Source organism: Pseudoalteromonas sp. S3785, assembly GCF_005887365.1.
Lineage (GTDB): Bacteria > Pseudomonadota > Gammaproteobacteria > Enterobacterales > Alteromonadaceae > Pseudoalteromonas.
In genome coordinates, this window is sequence record NZ_PNCT01000008.1 from 1 (window position 1) to 15277 (window position 15277).

The 15277-nt window shown below is 40.0% G+C and carries 14 protein-coding genes; 7 read left to right on the top strand and 7 right to left on the bottom strand.

Features of this window, described 5'->3' with window-relative positions:
* Nucleotides 1–170: 170 nt before the first annotated feature.
* The 3 genes from CWC17_RS02655 to CWC17_RS02665 form a co-directional block, all read right to left on the bottom strand.
* A complete protein-coding gene (locus CWC17_RS02655) occupies nt 171–491 on the bottom strand; it encodes a hypothetical protein (protein ID WP_004589283.1) in 321 nt (106 codons plus the stop codon).
* Between the two features lie 16 nt (nt 492–507).
* Nucleotides 508–1233, bottom strand: a complete 726-nt coding sequence (locus CWC17_RS02660; protein WP_138612014.1) for a nuclear transport factor 2 family protein — start codon at nt 1231–1233, stop codon at nt 508–510.
* Nucleotides 1234–1325: 92 nt separating this feature from the next.
* Nucleotides 1326–2069 (bottom strand): ferredoxin--NADP reductase, encoded by a 744-nt coding sequence (locus tag CWC17_RS02665; RefSeq protein ID WP_138612015.1) that lies wholly within the window; start codon nt 2067–2069, stop codon nt 1326–1328.
* 354 nt (nt 2070–2423) lie between these two features.
* Here CWC17_RS02665 and CWC17_RS19725 point away from each other — a divergent pair, with 354 nt between their 5' ends.
* Nucleotides 2424–2546 carry a hypothetical protein gene (locus tag CWC17_RS19725; RefSeq protein WP_283956910.1) on the top strand — a complete coding sequence of 41 codons (123 nt, stop codon included), beginning with the start codon at nt 2424–2426 and terminating at the stop codon, nt 2544–2546.
* A gap of 464 nt (nt 2547–3010) precedes the next feature.
* On the opposite strand, the gene deoD is transcribed toward CWC17_RS19725, so the two are convergent.
* Nucleotides 3011–3712, bottom strand: a complete 702-nt coding sequence (gene deoD / locus CWC17_RS02670; RefSeq protein ID WP_055018945.1) for a purine-nucleoside phosphorylase — start codon at nt 3710–3712, stop codon at nt 3011–3013.
* Nucleotides 3713–3728: 16 nt separating this feature from the next.
* The gene (locus CWC17_RS02675) at nt 3729–4946 is read right to left on the bottom strand and encodes a phosphopentomutase (protein WP_138612016.1); all 1218 of its coding nucleotides are present in this window, start codon (nt 4944–4946) and stop codon (nt 3729–3731) included.
* Between the two features lie 195 nt (nt 4947–5141).
* Between CWC17_RS02675 and udk the strand changes: the two genes are divergently transcribed.
* The 3 genes from udk (at nt 5142) to CWC17_RS02690 (ending at nt 8170) form a co-directional block, all read left to right on the top strand.
* Nucleotides 5142–5771, top strand: a complete 630-nt coding sequence (gene udk / locus CWC17_RS02680) for a uridine kinase (protein ID WP_004587190.1) — start codon at nt 5142–5144, stop codon at nt 5769–5771.
* A 17-nt stretch (nt 5772–5788) separates the two neighbouring features.
* Nucleotides 5789–7012, top strand: a complete 1224-nt coding sequence (locus tag CWC17_RS02685; protein WP_055013477.1) for a NupC/NupG family nucleoside CNT transporter — start codon at nt 5789–5791, stop codon at nt 7010–7012.
* Between the two features lie 444 nt (nt 7013–7456).
* A complete protein-coding gene (locus CWC17_RS02690) occupies nt 7457–8170 on the top strand; it encodes a substrate-binding periplasmic protein (protein WP_138612017.1) in 714 nt (237 codons plus the stop codon).
* A gap of 6 nt (nt 8171–8176) precedes the next feature.
* Here CWC17_RS02690 and CWC17_RS02695 read toward each other — a convergent pair whose 3' ends face one another.
* Nucleotides 8177–8878, bottom strand: a complete 702-nt coding sequence (locus CWC17_RS02695) for a substrate-binding periplasmic protein (RefSeq protein ID WP_171042067.1) — start codon at nt 8876–8878, stop codon at nt 8177–8179.
* Between the two features lie 176 nt (nt 8879–9054).
* On the bottom strand, nt 9055–9264 hold the full coding sequence (locus tag CWC17_RS02700) for a cold-shock protein (RefSeq protein WP_004587186.1): 210 nt from the start codon (nt 9262–9264) through the stop codon (nt 9055–9057).
* 743 nt (nt 9265–10007) lie between these two features.
* On the opposite strand from CWC17_RS02700, the gene CWC17_RS02705 reads away from it, so the two are divergent.
* The 3 genes from CWC17_RS02705 to CWC17_RS02715 all read left to right on the top strand — a co-directional run bounded on the left by CWC17_RS02705 (nt 10008) and on the right by CWC17_RS02715 (nt 14731).
* Nucleotides 10008–11804 (top strand): glycoside hydrolase family 3 protein, encoded by a 1797-nt coding sequence (locus tag CWC17_RS02705; protein ID WP_138612019.1) that lies wholly within the window; start codon nt 10008–10010, stop codon nt 11802–11804.
* Nucleotides 11805–11823: 19 nt separating this feature from the next.
* Nucleotides 11824–12555 carry a 5-oxoprolinase subunit PxpA gene (locus CWC17_RS02710; RefSeq protein WP_138612020.1) on the top strand — a complete coding sequence of 244 codons (732 nt, stop codon included), beginning with the start codon at nt 11824–11826 and terminating at the stop codon, nt 12553–12555.
* A gap of 139 nt (nt 12556–12694) precedes the next feature.
* The gene (locus CWC17_RS02715; RefSeq protein ID WP_138612021.1) at nt 12695–14731 is read left to right on the top strand and encodes a S9 family peptidase; all 2037 of its coding nucleotides are present in this window, start codon (nt 12695–12697) and stop codon (nt 14729–14731) included.
* Nucleotides 14732–15277 lie beyond the last annotated feature (546 nt).

A 15277-nucleotide genomic window follows, 5' to 3' on the forward strand; every position in this document is an offset into this window, starting at 1 on the left:
AAGAGGCGCTGCGCTTTAGAGAAGTAACTAGCATCTAGCGCGAGCAAGCACCGCGCCTACAACCTTCACTCCTCATTTACTCCTCTTTTTTCTCTTTGTGCAGTACATCATTTGAGTAATGAGAAGCTTCGCTACTAACGTGAGCAAGCACAACAAATAAAATGTTAACGTTAGCGTTTAAAGTATAAATCGATGGCTTTGGTGAGGAGTTCGTCGAGTTGCTCTTCGAAGGTATCTATATCAATCTCAAAATGGTTTAAATAGGCTTTGGCTTGCACTCGCGACAAGTTACGGTTTTTTACGCTGTACTGGCGCTCGTCTTTTTGTTTATCAAAACGCGGTAAAAACAAAAATTGCCCGTAATAAGGTGATTTAATGTGCTTATTAGCATAACGACAAAAGTCTTCTATGTGATCTGCGCCTTGCGGCCCTAAACACCCAGGCTCAACGCGGTACATTAAGCGAATTTTTTTGTCGTCTGCTAACTGCATAGTATGCCTTTTATAATTATCTAAAAAATAATACGCGGATTATTTTTCCGTCTTTTATTTGATAGCTCGAAACTAACTCAGAGCGTTTATCTACCACGTTTTCGTCTGTTGAACAGGTTTCTGATAGCTCGTGATCTATTACTATGTCGCCGTGCACAATACGCTTTATTGGCGAGCTATTAATGCACTTTAATTTTTTAAACATTAAGCCGTAACGGGCTATTAGCTTTTCTTTTCCTTTAAATAATAGCTCATTAGGGAAAATATAAAACTCTACATCTTCATCGTACATACGAATAAATTGCTCAATGTTACGTGCGTTATAAGCTTCAACTAATTGCTCTACAACAGCAAGCGACTCACGAGACTGCTTAGCTTTAGCTTGTTGTTTTGCAGTTAATGCTTCTTTGGCTTGGGTTACCGCTTTTTCTGCCTCGGCTACGGCCGCGGCTTTTTCTACTTTAGTTTTTGGTTTTTCTACCGGTTTAGGGGTTTCGCTACCTAGAACTTTTGAATCATCAGGTTTAGTTGTATCTACTTTTGGCGTTTTAAGCTTTGGGGCTTGGTACTCAAGTGTGTTTAACTTTTCATCTTTTGGTTGCGAACTGCTGGCTTGAGTAGAGCTTGACGCTTGCTCGGTGCTTTTTTGCTCTTGTTGACTCTCTTCGGTTTGATCTGCTGCGTAACTGATCAGGGCTACTGTGGCAATAAGCGTGGCAAAAATAATAGATAACGATTTCATAACTTTCCTAATATGAACATATAACGCTGTTAATGCTGCAACATAACAAATTTGAGCGTTTTCGGGTAGCAATTAAATGATTGTTATACACTTTACCAATACTGCTCAACCGTTATATGCCCTGGGTCTCTGCGACGATTTCGTTTAAAGTTTTTGGCTAAAAGTAATTCGGTTGTGTCTTTCACCATTTGTGGGTTACCGCAAATCATAAATTGGGCATTATCAGGCGTTGGCATGTGTGGGGTTTTACTAAACAGCTCACCGTTTTGAATTGCTGTAGTTATACGCCCTTTTAGGCCTTGCTGGGGCTCCTCACGGCTTACAACCGGAATATAACTAAGCTGTGTAGGGTGCGCGTTTGTAAGCGTGCGTATTAAGTTTTGGTAGCTTAAATCGGTATTAAAACGTACGCCGTGCACTAAGTTAATTTGTGTGTATTTTTGCCATACCTCTGGTTGCTGTAAAATAGATAAAAATGGCCCTATTGCGGTGCCTGTGCTTAACATCCATAACTGTTGGCTTGGCGGTATTTCGTCAAGGGTAAAAAAGCCAGTAGCACGTTGCTCTATTAATACAGTGTCGCCTGGTTTTAATTGCGCCAACTTAGGCGATAATAAGCCACCCTCTACATTAATAAGGTAAAATTCTAAATCGGGGTTATTAGGCGCGTTTACATAAGAATATGCCCGTGCAATACGCTTATCTCCATCCATAATCGAGAGCTTAGTAAACTGCCCTGCTTTAAATGGCTCTACGCTTGCGTTTACTACCAGGCTGAAAAGTGTATCGCTCCACCATGTTACTTTTTTTACGGTTGCATCTACCCAGTTAGACATAGTCAACTCCATAGCTTAACGCTTTAAAAATGATAAATGGTTGTAATTTATACACTAGCATTAACTTAAGTAGAGTGACACTGCGAGCAACTACTTTTTAAACATAACGTTTTTAATTTGGGTAACATTGGTTTTATTAAAAAGATGAGTAGCAGCGGCTTTATGCCGCGATAAATTAATAACAAACACGAAGTAAGTTCCTGCTACGCGCAAAGCTCATTTCCAGTAGACGCGTTTAAAAAGTGATTATGTCACCACCGAGAAGTGAAGGAGAAGAGCAGGAGAAGCTATTCGCCAATACCTGTGTTCTCTCTATGTAGCGCGAAGCGCCTCTGCGCCCTCTGTGGGAAATTAATGAGTAGCAGCAGCTTATGCCGCGAAAAATTTAATACCAAACGCGAAGTACGCTCCAGCTACGCGCCATACTCATTTTCTGTAGACGCGTTTAAAAGTGATTATGTCACCACCGAGAAGTGAAGGAGAAAAATAGGAGCAGTGACTAACTAATTTCTGTGTTTTCTCTGTGTAGCGCGAAGCGCCTCTGTGTTCTCGGTGGTGAAAACAAGTTAAGCCAATTATTCACAAAGAGGTTAAGAGACGCTCCGCTTTTAGAGGTAGAGAATAAGTGATTTAAAAATGATGAGCCAATCCCCATGTTCTCTGTGTAACGCTAAGAGCCTCTGTGTGCTTTGAGAGAATTAATGAGTAGCAGCGGCTTTATGCCGCGATAAATTAATAACAAACACGAGGTAAACTCACTGCTACTTGTTTGTTAATGCGCAGCTTGCTGGCGTTTTAAAAGCAACGCTTTTATAGGCATAAAAAAAGCCGCATAAAATGCGGCTTTGGGGGTTTAGTCTCACTTCACTTTGGGCGTGTCTCCAAAACTTAGTGAATACGTTACCAAGGAACTGTTTGCTAATTTAATAAAATTACGTTTATTAAATAGACTCTAATGCAATTTTAACCATTTCGTTAAACGTGCTTTGACGCTCATCGGCTGGTGTTGCTTCACCAGTGATCACGTGGTCACTTACCGTGAATAATGCCATTGCATTTGCACCGTACTCTGCTGCTACGCCGTATAAACCGGCTGTTTCCATATCGACAGCAAGTACACCTAGTTTATCTAGGTCTTTGTAAAATGTGTCGTCAGCTTGGTAGAAAGTATCGGTAGTAAATACGTTACCTACTTTTGCTTTTATGCCTAGCTCTTTAGCAGCGTTAACACCGTTTAAAAGTAGGTCAAAGTTAGCAATTGCTGAAAAATCGTAACCACGAACGCGTGCACGGTTTACATTTGAATCGGTGCTTGCACCTTGTGCAAAAATTACGTCGCGAATTTTAATATCTGTACCAATACCACCACAGGTACCAATACGGATAATATTTTTAACGCCAAAGCTTACAATTAACTCACGCGCATAAATAGACATAGATGGTATGCCCATGCCCGAACCCATTATACTTACCGGTTTACCTTTGTATGTGCCTGTAAAGCCGTACATGTTACGTACACCAGTTACTTGTACTGCATCATCTAAAAAGTTTTCAGCAATGTACTGTGCACGAAGCGGATCGCCCGGCATTAATACTGTTTCAGCAAAGTCACCAACGTTTGCACTAATATGCGGAGTACTCATTAATTGTTTTTCCTTTTTATTTAGGCGCGTTAAGCTTATTTAAAAAGCCGTCGCCGTATTCAAGTGCAGGTAAGTTAAACCACTGTGCAAGGGTTTGACCTATATCTGCAAAGCTATTGCGCTCGCCAAGCGGGGTATTTTGCATGCCCGGTTGATAAGCTATAACTGGTACATATTCGCGGGTGTGCTCAGAACCTGGAAAGGTTGGGTCACAGCCGTGATCTGCAGTGATCATTAATACATCATCTGCATTTAATTGGTTTAGTATAGTTGGTAAGTAATCGTCAAATTCTTTTAATGCTTTTGCATAACCAACTGGGTTACGACGGTGGCCAAACTTTTCGTCAAAATCAACTAAATTGGTAAAAATTAAGCTGTTGTCTGGCGCGTTTGCTAATACTTCGCTGCTTTTTTCAAGCAAATTCATTAGCCCTGGGGCTTTATGTTTTTGCGTAATACCTTGGTGTGCATATATATCAGCAATTTTACCAATGCTTATTACTTCACCACCGTGATTAGATAACACATCTAACAATGTTGGCGACGGCGGCAATACAGAATAATCACGACGATTACCTGTGCGAGCAAAGTCTGCATTGCTTGTGCCTAAAAATGGCCTAGCTATAACACGACCTATATTTAGCTTGTCGAGTAATTCGCGAGCAATTTCACAAATTTCGTAAAGTCGCTCTAGACCAAATGACTCTTCGTGAGCAGCTATTTGAAATACGCTATCTGCAGAGGTATAACAAATTGGCTTACCTGATTTTACGTGCTCTTCACCAAGTTGCTCTAAAATGGTGGTGCCTGATGCATGGCAGTTGCCTAAAATACCAGGAATACCCGTGCGGGCTATAAATTCATCTACAAATTCTTGTGGGAAACTCGGCTGTGTTTTAGGAAAATAACCCCAATCAAATAACACGGGTACGCCGGCCATTTCCCAATGCCCTGAAGGCGTATCTTTACCGCTTGAAAGCTCTTTTGCATAACCCCATGCACCTTGTGATGCTTGACGGTCAGAAACTAAACACGTTTCGCCACCTGCTGCCTCACAGGCATCAATTAAACCTAATTTAGATAAATTAGGTAACGATAACGCTTTTCCTGTTTCATCGTGGTATGCTTTTAACAAGTGGGCAAGTGTATTTGCTCCAACATCACCAAATTTGTCTGCATCGGGTGCTGCGCCTATACCTAGGCTGTCTGCCATTAAGATGATTGCTCTTGCCATGTTGACCTCACTTTGCTTCTAGGTGGTTACTTTATCCGCTGAACGAATTTTCCGTACAGGACATAAGTCCTGTTTCATAAAAGCTAAACATTATAAATTTGCGTTCTTAAGCAAAGCAAAAGAGATTATTCGTGTCTTTTTTGCTATTGTGATCAACCAAACAACTTTTCCTTTTCTGTGTGGGTGAGAACTTTAGTGACACGAACTATTATAGCTATTGCTGGCGCATCGGCGTCGGGCAAATCTCTTTTTAGCCAAACTATTTACAATGAGTTGGTTAATGAGCTTGAACCAGGCGCTATCGCCATTATTGAAGAAGATGCTTATTACAAGGATCAGTCGCATTTGCCTATGGAACACCGTACGCAAACTAACTACGACCATCCGGATGCATTTGAACATGAGTTAATGTTAGAACATTTAACTCAGCTTCGTAGTGGTAACTCTGTCGAAGTACCTACTTATGATTATGCACAACACACACGAAGCGATGAAACTCGCCGCGTTGCTGCAGCTAAAATTTTAATAGTAGAAGGTATTTTATTATTAAGTGATAAAGCACTTAATAAAGAATTTGATATTAAGGTGTTTATAGATACCCCCCTTGATATTTGCTTAATGCGTCGTATGCAACGAGACATGGAAAAAAGAGGTAGAACATTACAATCTGTTGTTGAGCAATATCAGGCAACTGTTAGACCGATGTTTTATCAATTTATTGAGCCTTCAAAGCATAACGCTGATTTGGTTGTGACTCGAGGCGGTATGAACCGCGTTGCGATTGATATTATTAAAAGTAAAATTAAGTATTTACTACAAGAATAATAACGGGAAACATCTGTATGACAACATTTATGAGCTTAGTAGGCATGTTTGTACTACTAAGTATTGCTTTTGCGGCGTCGACTAATCGCAAAGCAATAAACTTACGCACCGTAGCGATAGCCTTTGCTATGCAAGTAGTTATTGGTGGGTTTGTACTGTTTTTTGAAGCAGGCAAAAATGTGTTAGCAAGTATGTCTAGTGCCGTTTCTTCGGTTATTAGTTTTGCAAACGATGGGATTGGATTTTTATTTGGCCCACTTGCTTCGCAAGACACGCTAGGTTTTATTTTTGCTATTCAAGTTTTACCGGTCATTGTGTTTTTCTCAGCACTTGTTGCTGTGCTTTATCACATTGGCATTATGGATTGGATAATTAAAATTTTGGGTGGCGGTTTACAAAAATTATTGAAAACCTCACGCACAGAATCGCTCTCAGCAACGGCTAATATATTTGTAGGCCAAACTGAAGCACCTTTAATCGTTAAGCCGTTTATAGCAACCATGACTAAGTCTGAGTTGTTTGCAGTAATGGTAGGTGGCTTAGCCACGGTAGCAGGCTCTGTAATGGCAGGTTACGTAATAATTGGTGTAGAGCTTAAGTATTTAATTGCCGCTAGCTTTATGGCTGCACCAGGTGGGTTTTTAATGGCTAAAATGATTGTGCCAGAAACCGAAACACCTAAAGATACGCTTGCAGAGTTAGATAGCGATGAAGACAAGCCAGTTAATGTTATTGATGCAGCAGCATCAGGCGCAGCTAACGGCATGCATTTAGCGCTAAATGTGGGCGCAATGCTATTAGCTTTCGTAGCATTAATAGCGTTATTAAACGGCTTATTAGGCGGAATTGGAGGGTGGTTTGACTATCCTACTTTAACGCTACAAGAAATTTTAGGTTATGTATTTGCCCCTGTTGCATGGTTACTTGGCGTACCATGGGATGAGGCAATCATAGCAGGTAGTTTTATTGGTCAAAAGTTAGTAGTAAATGAGTTTGTTGCTTACTTAGACTTTATAAATTATCGCGATACGTTAAGTGCGCACACTCAAGCAATTGTAACATTTGCCTTGTGTGGGTTTGCTAATCTATCGTCGATAGCTATTTTACTAGGTGGATTAGGCGGTATGGCGCCTAGTCGGCGAAAGGATATCGCACGCTTAGGGCTCAGAGCAGTGTTAGCAGGATCTATGGCTAACCTTATGAGCGCAGCAATTGCTGGGTTTTTCCTCTCGCTAGCTTAGAAACTTAATGAGATGAACACCGGTGTTGCAAAACAAGAAGATAGTACTTTAAGGGGTTAAAGCACTATCTGACTTGAACGATACTTCACCAAGGGCCGTAAGGCCCTTTTATCGTTTTAGGGCTATTAAAAACTTACTCCTTTTAGTTAAATAAGCACTAGCCTTTGTCCCTCCCTCAACGAGCTGTTTACTCAAACACCCGTAATAAATAAACTTTTTCTCATAAATCCTTTTAATTATTGGTAAATTTGCAATCTTAGACCACACTTAGTAGTAATTTTTTGCTGTAACGTTGCTGCATCTTTTGCACATAAGTGGCGTGTGTTTTGCTTATGAGCTATTAGTCACAAAACTATCAAAAAATAAAACCTATTTACTTTTTGCTATGTGATGGCCAGCTAAGCGTTGTATTCGTTATTGAACACTATGAGATGAACTTAATTAATGCGTGTAATTGTATCTTTATTGCTGTTTTTTTCTTTTTTTAGCTTTGCTTCATCCAAGCAAATTTTAGTCGTTACGGAGCTTTCACCACCGCATCAAACCCTCGTTAATGGAGAGGTGTCAGGCTCTGGCACTGCGTTCATACGCGACATTTTTAAAGCTGCTGGCTTATCTCCCGACATTCATATGTACCCTTGGGCGCGTGCTTATAAATTAGCAACAACAGTGGATAATACATTTATATATAGCCTCGCCAGAACCCCAGAACGAGAGGCTAAGTTTCACTGGATAGGCGCTCCAGTAGGTCATTTTGAACTAGGGTTTATTAGCTTAAGTAGTCGCTCAGATATAAGTATTTCAACAACTGAGGATGCTAAAAAATATAAAATTGCGATGCAGCGTAACGATTTTGCAACAGATACGTTATCGAAAATAGGCTTTGAGGTGGTACTAACCTCTGACATAAAAAAATCATATGCGCTGTTGTTAGCAAATAAAGTCGACTTAATTGTAGATGATAAAAACTTTATGGTTAAAATGGTAGAGTACTTAGGCTATGAAAAAAACCATTTAAGCTTTCTTTATAAAGTGGATGAATTAACCATTAATGCATACTTAGCCGCCAACATAAATACTGATCTAAAATATATAAAGGCCCTTAATGAAGCCTATTTTGAGGTAGTAAAAACAACGCCCCTACCCTATGATATTTAGCCTTGACTAGTTTTCATAGGGGGCCATAAAATATGCCAGTCCTCGCTGTTGCACAAGCTTGTTATACGCAATTTCAAAGCGCTTGGTAACCTCTAAAGGCACTTGTTTATTAAACGCCAAATAGTTATCTTTTAGAGAAGGCGGAACAGGTAGCTCATACAGTTGTTCAACATTACTTAGCGATAAACCATATGCCTTAAGTTGGTTATTAACGACTTGCTCCGATCCTATAATTAAATCTAAGCTCTTTTTTATAAATAGCTCAATATACTCTTGCTCTTGTGCCACTACTAAGAGGTTTTTGCCGCGTTCAAAACCCGCCTTTTCGACTAGGGTGCCATATATATCGCCTCTAACAATACCTAAAGTATAACTTTTAAGCTCGCTCAAACTAGCGCTCTGTACTTGATTGTTACCAGCCAATTTATAAAAGTAGGTTTTACCTGAAACTAATGGCCCTAACCAATTGAATACACTTACCCGGTTTTCATGTTTAGCTACAGAAAAGATTGCTGAGTGGGGGTCTAACGACACAGACTTCATAGCACGCGCAAAGGGCTGCACTTTAAATGTGCATTCTATGTTTGCGTCAATGCATAATGTATTTACGATATCAAAATTTACACCAGTCAAAACACCTTCATCGTTTAAAAAGTTATACGGTGCAAAATGATCAGTATATATAGTTAGCTTAAAGCTATTTGCCAAAACAGATTGTATGCAAAATATAAAAAGGAGTGAAAGTAAGGCTTTTAAAATAACAACACCACAATAAATATAATAAATTTTTACAAAAGAATAGGTGTTTAGGTAGGACAGTCAAATTTTAGGCACAAAAAAAGCGCCTTAAGCGCTTTTTTTTATTTTTACTTTAACAGTAAAAATTATAACGGAGTGATGTTATCCGCTTGAGGACCTTTTTGACCTTGTGAAAGAGTGAACTCTACACGTTGGCCTTCAGCTAAAGTTTTGAAACCTTCGCTTTTGATTGCTGAGAAGTGTGCAAAAACGTCTGGGCCGTTTTCTTGCTCGATGAAACCAAAACCTTTAGACTCGTTAAACCACTTAACTGTACCTGACACGATGTTAGACATTGTAATATCCTGATATAAAAATAAAAAATATGCTCATAAGAGCGGGTGTAGCAAAAAATGAGATGGTACTTAAAAACTTCAGGACGGTACTACAAGTATTACTTATACAACAACGAAATAAAGATTTATAAACTATCATGCTTTCTTTCTAGCTGCGGCCCACTATATAGAGTTAACTATTTATGTCAAGCCTTTATGGTAATACAATTAATAAATAGTGCTTGGGCTTTGCTATAAATAGCCTCGCAACTAACCTGAAACCTAACCACAGCAAGGCTTTTGTAGTTAACGTGCTTGTTTAAACTGCACACTATTAAATTCTCAGCTTTTGTCGACCCCTTTGAGAGCCCCTATTTATAAGCATACCCACCATTGGAAATAACATCACCCTCAGCTGCCACGTTTAATTGCGCCAAAACCTATGTACGTTAGCGCCTTTGTAACATCCACTGCATGCGTTAAAAGTGTATTGTTACCAAACGGTGAAAATATATACTGCGGCCTACGCAAAGTGCATTACTACTTACTCCAAAAGCACTTTAGCTGTACTTGTTGGTACAAACTAAAAATCTGTATTCAGCAATGATACACGCCTAATAAATTACCCTACTCATACAAGCAGCTGCACTTTGCAGTTGTATAAAAAAGTAGATAAGCTACTGGTACTTATCTATTTAGCGCTGGAGTGTGTTTTGCTAAATAAATGCTTTATTTCGTCTGTTGTTTTTTTATCTGGGTGTTTAATGCCATTACAATCTTCTTTTGCTAAGCCTACTCTGTCTCTTGAGCAACAACTGGGGCAAAAACTAATACTCGATTTACGCTATTTTTGTCAACAAGGGTCAAGCAAACAATGTAGAACACCGGTTACGTCTCTCCCTGATGAACTAGCAGCGGCCATTACAAAGCATAATATTGGTGGGGTAATTTTATTTTCTGAAAACACCCAATCTATTGAGCAAACCATTAACCTTAATAGCCAATTACAAAATGCTGCTAGCAAGTCGAGCTCTAAACTGCCGTTATTTATTTCAATAGATCAAGAAGGCGGGCGCGTTGCTAGACTGCCTCGCGACGTGGCCACCTCATTTACTGGTAACATGTCTATTGGGGCTACATATGAAAAGCACGATACAAAATACGCGACGCAAATAGCGACGGTTATAGCAAAAGAACTTAAATCTTTAGGTATTAATGTGAACTACGCTCCCACCGTAGATGTAAACATGAACCCAGACAACCCTGTAATTAATGTACGCTCATTTGGTGAAAATCCAGCTTTGGTCAGTAAGCTTGGCGCAGCCCAAGTTGCAGGGTACGAAAACAATGGGGTAATAACGTCGTTAAAGCACTTCCCAGGGCACGGCGATACCAACGTAGATAGCCATACAGGCTTGCCACAAGTTAACCATTCTAAAGAAGAAATTTACAAGCAAGATCTCGCTCCATTTAAGGATATTATTGCTACGCAAAACCCGGGGATGATTATGACGGCGCATATTCAATACCCACAGCTCGATAGCAGTACATTTGTTAGTACTAAAGGCAAAAGTATGATTAAGCCTGCCACTATGTCGCGTACTATTATTACTGATATTTTACGAGGCGAGTTAAAATATCAAGGCGTAGTTGTTACCGACGCACTTGATATGGCTGGCATTAGCGATTTTTTCACTCCAACCCAAGCGGTTATTAATACTTTTGCAGCAGGCGTAGATTTAGCCCTAATGCCCATAGAAATAAGAACACCGGATGATTTAAACGCACTAGACGAACTCATGGATGAACTAATCGCAGCGGTTAACAGCAACCAGCTAAATAAAAACGAAGTGGCTCAATCGGCTGCGCGTATAACAACGTTAAAAAATAAGTTTAAATTAACGACCAAGTTAGACCCATTAAGCACGTTAGCTAAAGCAAAAAATATTATTGGCTCTAAAGCTCATCGAAAAATAGAAGCCGAGCTTGCCGTAAACGCCATTACCGAGGTTAAAAATAATAATAACGCATTACCCCTTAACTTAACTAAAGGGCAGCATGTACATATTATTATGCCCGACACACGAAAATGCATGGCTATGCAACAAGCACTTAGCGCAACAAGTTCCATTACGCTTAAATATAGTTGCAGCAGTTTGCAAGGCTTTGACCCAGTAAAAGCACATAACTTAATTAAAAACGCGGATATTGTTATCGCGGGCAACGCCACACCGAACCAAAGTGCAGTAGAGATTGGCGGAATGGATGATTTAAAAGACAATCCTCGCTTTGCGCTCAATACGGCAGAGCAACCTAAAGCGCTGGCATCTTTACTGGATATTGCAGCATCAGTGAATAAAAAAACAATTTTTATAAGCTTACGTGCCCCCTACGACATAGCGCAGTTTGGTAGCAAAGCTGATGCAGTGCTTGCTTCTTATGCGTACAATATAGATACAGATAAAAACAATGCGGTTGCAGGGCCTGCATTTACAGCGCTAGCAAAGGTATTGTTGGGTAATGTAGCGGCTCACGGCGTGCTGCCTGTTACCATAAAATAATAAAAACAAGGGATATAAAATGAAACTTAATTGCGATTTAGGCGAGAGCTTTGGCGCATGGAAAATGGGGTTAGATGATGAGGTAATGCCTCATATTGATATGGCGAATATTGCTTGTGGGTTTCATGCTGGTGACTCAGATGTCATCGCTGATACATTATATTTAGCAAAGCAGCATAACGTTCAAATAGGTGCGCATCCAAGTTATCCCGACCAACAAGGTTTTGGTAGGCGCTCTATGGCGCTGAGTGCGCAAGAACTGATTAATTGCTTACATTACCAAATTGCTGCCCTTGATGGCATGACCAAAGTGCAAGGCTTAACACTTAGCTATGTTAAGCCACATGGTGCTTTGTATAACGATATGATGAAAAACGATCATATTTTACAAACGGTTATTACAGCCGTTGCGCACTACCCGTCGCCATTAAAGCTCATGCTACTAGCCACTAAAGACTCTGCTAAACACTCTTTAGCCGCAAACAGTTTAGGCGTTGAGCTAATTTTAGAAGCCTTTGCCGACAGGCAATACACAGATGAAGGACACTTAGTATCTCGCCACCTTGAGGGCAGTGTTCACGATAAACCAGCGCTTTTAGCGCAAGTAAAACAGCTTTTAAACGATGGCACAGTCACCACCCGCTCAGGCAGTACACTTAATTTAAACGCTAACAGCTTATGTGTACATGGCGACAACGCAGCCGGTATTGCACTTATTAAAGAAATTAAATCCCTGTGTGAATTAACTTAATAACTCATACTTTCGAGCTGTAAAGCCCCTTTACAGCTTTAACTCGTAGTTACAAATTATTGTTTCACCGCATTGCGCTTTTCATCCTTTCCCTGCTGACATATAACTATGTATACAAAAAACACAACAGGGAATACAAATGAAGACGCTTATAGCACTAAGTTTAAGTAGCAGTTTATTACTAGCTAGTAGCCAGTTAGCTTTTGCAAAGGACAACACATTACAGCTACAAGATGTGTTTAATCTTGAATATGCCAATCAAATTGATATAACCGACGATGGTAAAACGGTGTACTTTGTACGTAATCGTATGGATATAAAAACCGACCGTAAAGTCAGTAATATTTGGTCAGTTGATTATAAAACCAAACAACTACAGCCGCTTACCTCTGGCGTACATATGGATCACTCCCCAGTACTTTCACCTGATGGCCAGCGCCTTGCATTTATATCTAACCGCGATGGTAGCAGCCAAATTTATATAAAATGGCTTAAAACAGGTGCTGTAGCAAAAATAAGTAACCTAACCAGCAGCCCACGTGCAATTACTTGGAGCCCTAATTCTAATCAGCTTATTTTTAGTATGTTTGTGCCCAGTAGCAGTGCCGCACCTGTAAGTTTGCCTGGAAAGCCTAAAGGCGCGACGTGGGCCAAACCAGCAAAATTTATAGACGATGTCTACTACCGAGCCGACGGTGGAGGCTACACACAAAAAGGCTATAATCAATTATTTGCTATAGATGCCAACGGCGGTAATGCAAAGCAGCTTACACACGATAAGTTTGATAATGCGGGTGAAGTAAGTTTCAGTAAAAACGGTAAAGCCCTTTATTTTTCTGCCAATCGCCATGAACAAAATCAATTAAAACCAATCAATAGTGAAATATACCAACTTAATTTAACCACCCTAGACATCAAGGCCATTACCAACCGCAATGGGCCAGATCAACAACCTAAAGTATCTCCCGATGGGCGTTACTTAGCGTATACAGGGTATGACGATAAACGTACTAATTACGAAAACACGCAACTTTATATTCGCGATTTAAAGTCTGGTAAAACAACAAGCCTAACCCCTAACTTTGATAGAAGCGTGGGACAAATTAAATGGAGTGCTAATTCTAAAGGGGTTTACTTTAGCTACGCAGATGAAGGTCAAACCACCCTTGCCTATCAGCCTCGCAGTGGCAAACGTAGAGTAATCACTGAGCAAATTGGCAGTGTTGCTTTTGGCCGCCCCTACTCAGGGGGTGACTTTGATATAAGCGAAGATGGCGACATTGCTTTTACACTTGCCGATACTCAGCGTCCTGCAGATATAGCCACTATAAAACGCGGTAAAGTTCAGCGCCTCACCACACTCAATGCCGATGCACTAGGCGATAAACAACTGGCAAAAGTAGAAGAAATTTGGCTTAAATCAAGCCACGATCAATTACCGATTCAAGGCTGGGTAGCCTATCCACCAGGCTTTGATAAATCAAAAAAATACCCACTGGTACTAGAAATTCACGGCGGCCCTGTAGCTAACTACGGCCCGCATTTTAGTACCGAGGTGCAATTATTTGCAGCCAAAGGTAACGTGGTTTTATACATGAATCCTCGTGGCAGCGATTCATACGGTAAAGCCTTTGCGCAGACAATTCATCATAATTATCCCAGTAACGATTTTGACGATTTAATGACCGGTGTTGATGCGCTAATAGCAAAAGGCTTTATTGATGAGTCTAAACTATTTGTTACCGGTGGCTCAGGCGGTGGTGTATTAACCGCATGGATTGTAGGTCACACTGATAGGTTTGCCGCTGCCGTAGTTGCAAAACCTGTTATTAATTGGATCAGTTTTGTACTAACTGCCGATTTCTATCCATTCTTCGCTGATTACTGGTTTCCGGGTAAGCCTTGGGATCATATGGAGCATTACATGAAACGCTCTCCTATTAGCTATGTAGGGAACGTAACAACTCCCACTATGCTTTTAACAGGTGAGTCTGATTACCGTACTCCAATTTCAGAAACTGAGCAATTTTACCAAGCTCTTAAGCTCCAAGGCGTTGATACTGCGATGGTACGTATACCTAATGCCTCGCATGGAATTACAGCTCGCCCTTCTAATTTAATGACCAAAGTCGCTTATATCCAATGGTGGTTTGATAAACATACAAACAAAAAGTAAGTACTGTGACTAAATTTAATATTAGCCACCTCTGCGTGGCTAATATTTTGCTAAAACTGTAAACCCCCTTTACAGTTTTAATATTTAACCATATCGGACTTAGGTGGTTTTCAGTTAGTAAAATTTCGGTTTATTGTGTTTTTAATGGTTTGAGTTAGTAAAAAATCGGTTTGAGTCACTGTTTATAAGCGCTCAGTTAGTAAAAAAATGTTTTATAACAGAGCTTAGTTAGTAAAAATTCGGTTTATTATTTTACTTAATACCTGTTATAAACTTAAAAACGGTTGTTTTCTTTTGTTTTTTCCTCTATTTCATCGTATTTAAAGTAAAAATAAGCTATTAAATCAGGCCAACTTAAAAGCTAGTTAAATTCTGATCTCAAAATAACTGAGCTAGTTAAAAGCTGATCTAAACCTTAAACAGTGATACCAATCCGCCTATTTAAGTGAACAATTTTGAAGATGGAAGACGTGTAAATAGCTAAGCAAAAATGAGCTATTTAGTTGCTCTTGGAAATTGCCCCTGCCTTGCTTTGCCTCCATGCAG

What these genes read in the sequence shown, in the direction of transcription:
- CWC17_RS02655 (WP_004589283.1), bottom strand. Translation starts at nt 491, where the DNA reads ATGCAGTTAGCAGACGACAAAAAAATTCGCTTAATGTACCGCGTTGAG.
- CWC17_RS02660 (WP_138612014.1), bottom strand. Translation starts at nt 1,233, where the DNA reads ATGAAATCGTTATCTATTATTTTTGCCACGCTTATTGCCACAGTAGCC.
- CWC17_RS02665 (WP_138612015.1), bottom strand. Translation starts at nt 2,069, where the DNA reads ATGTCTAACTGGGTAGATGCAACCGTAAAAAAAGTAACATGGTGGAGC.
- CWC17_RS19725 (WP_283956910.1), top strand. Translation starts at nt 2,424, where the DNA reads ATGAGTAGCAGCAGCTTATGCCGCGAAAAATTTAATACCAAACGCGAA.
- deoD (WP_055018945.1), bottom strand. Translation starts at nt 3,712, where the DNA reads ATGAGTACTCCGCATATTAGTGCAAACGTTGGTGACTTTGCTGAAACA.
- CWC17_RS02675 (WP_138612016.1), bottom strand. Translation starts at nt 4,946, where the DNA reads ATGGCAAGAGCAATCATCTTAATGGCAGACAGCCTAGGTATAGGCGCA.
- CWC17_RS02685 (WP_055013477.1), top strand. Translation starts at nt 5,789, where the DNA reads ATGACAACATTTATGAGCTTAGTAGGCATGTTTGTACTACTAAGTATT.
- CWC17_RS02690 (WP_138612017.1), top strand. Translation starts at nt 7,457, where the DNA reads ATGCGTGTAATTGTATCTTTATTGCTGTTTTTTTCTTTTTTTAGCTTT.
- CWC17_RS02700 (WP_004587186.1), bottom strand. Translation starts at nt 9,264, where the DNA reads ATGTCTAACATCGTGTCAGGTACAGTTAAGTGGTTTAACGAGTCTAAA.
- CWC17_RS02705 (WP_138612019.1), top strand. Translation starts at nt 10,008, where the DNA reads ATGCCATTACAATCTTCTTTTGCTAAGCCTACTCTGTCTCTTGAGCAA.
- CWC17_RS02710 (WP_138612020.1), top strand. Translation starts at nt 11,824, where the DNA reads ATGAAACTTAATTGCGATTTAGGCGAGAGCTTTGGCGCATGGAAAATG.
- CWC17_RS02715 (WP_138612021.1), top strand. Translation starts at nt 12,695, where the DNA reads ATGAAGACGCTTATAGCACTAAGTTTAAGTAGCAGTTTATTACTAGCT.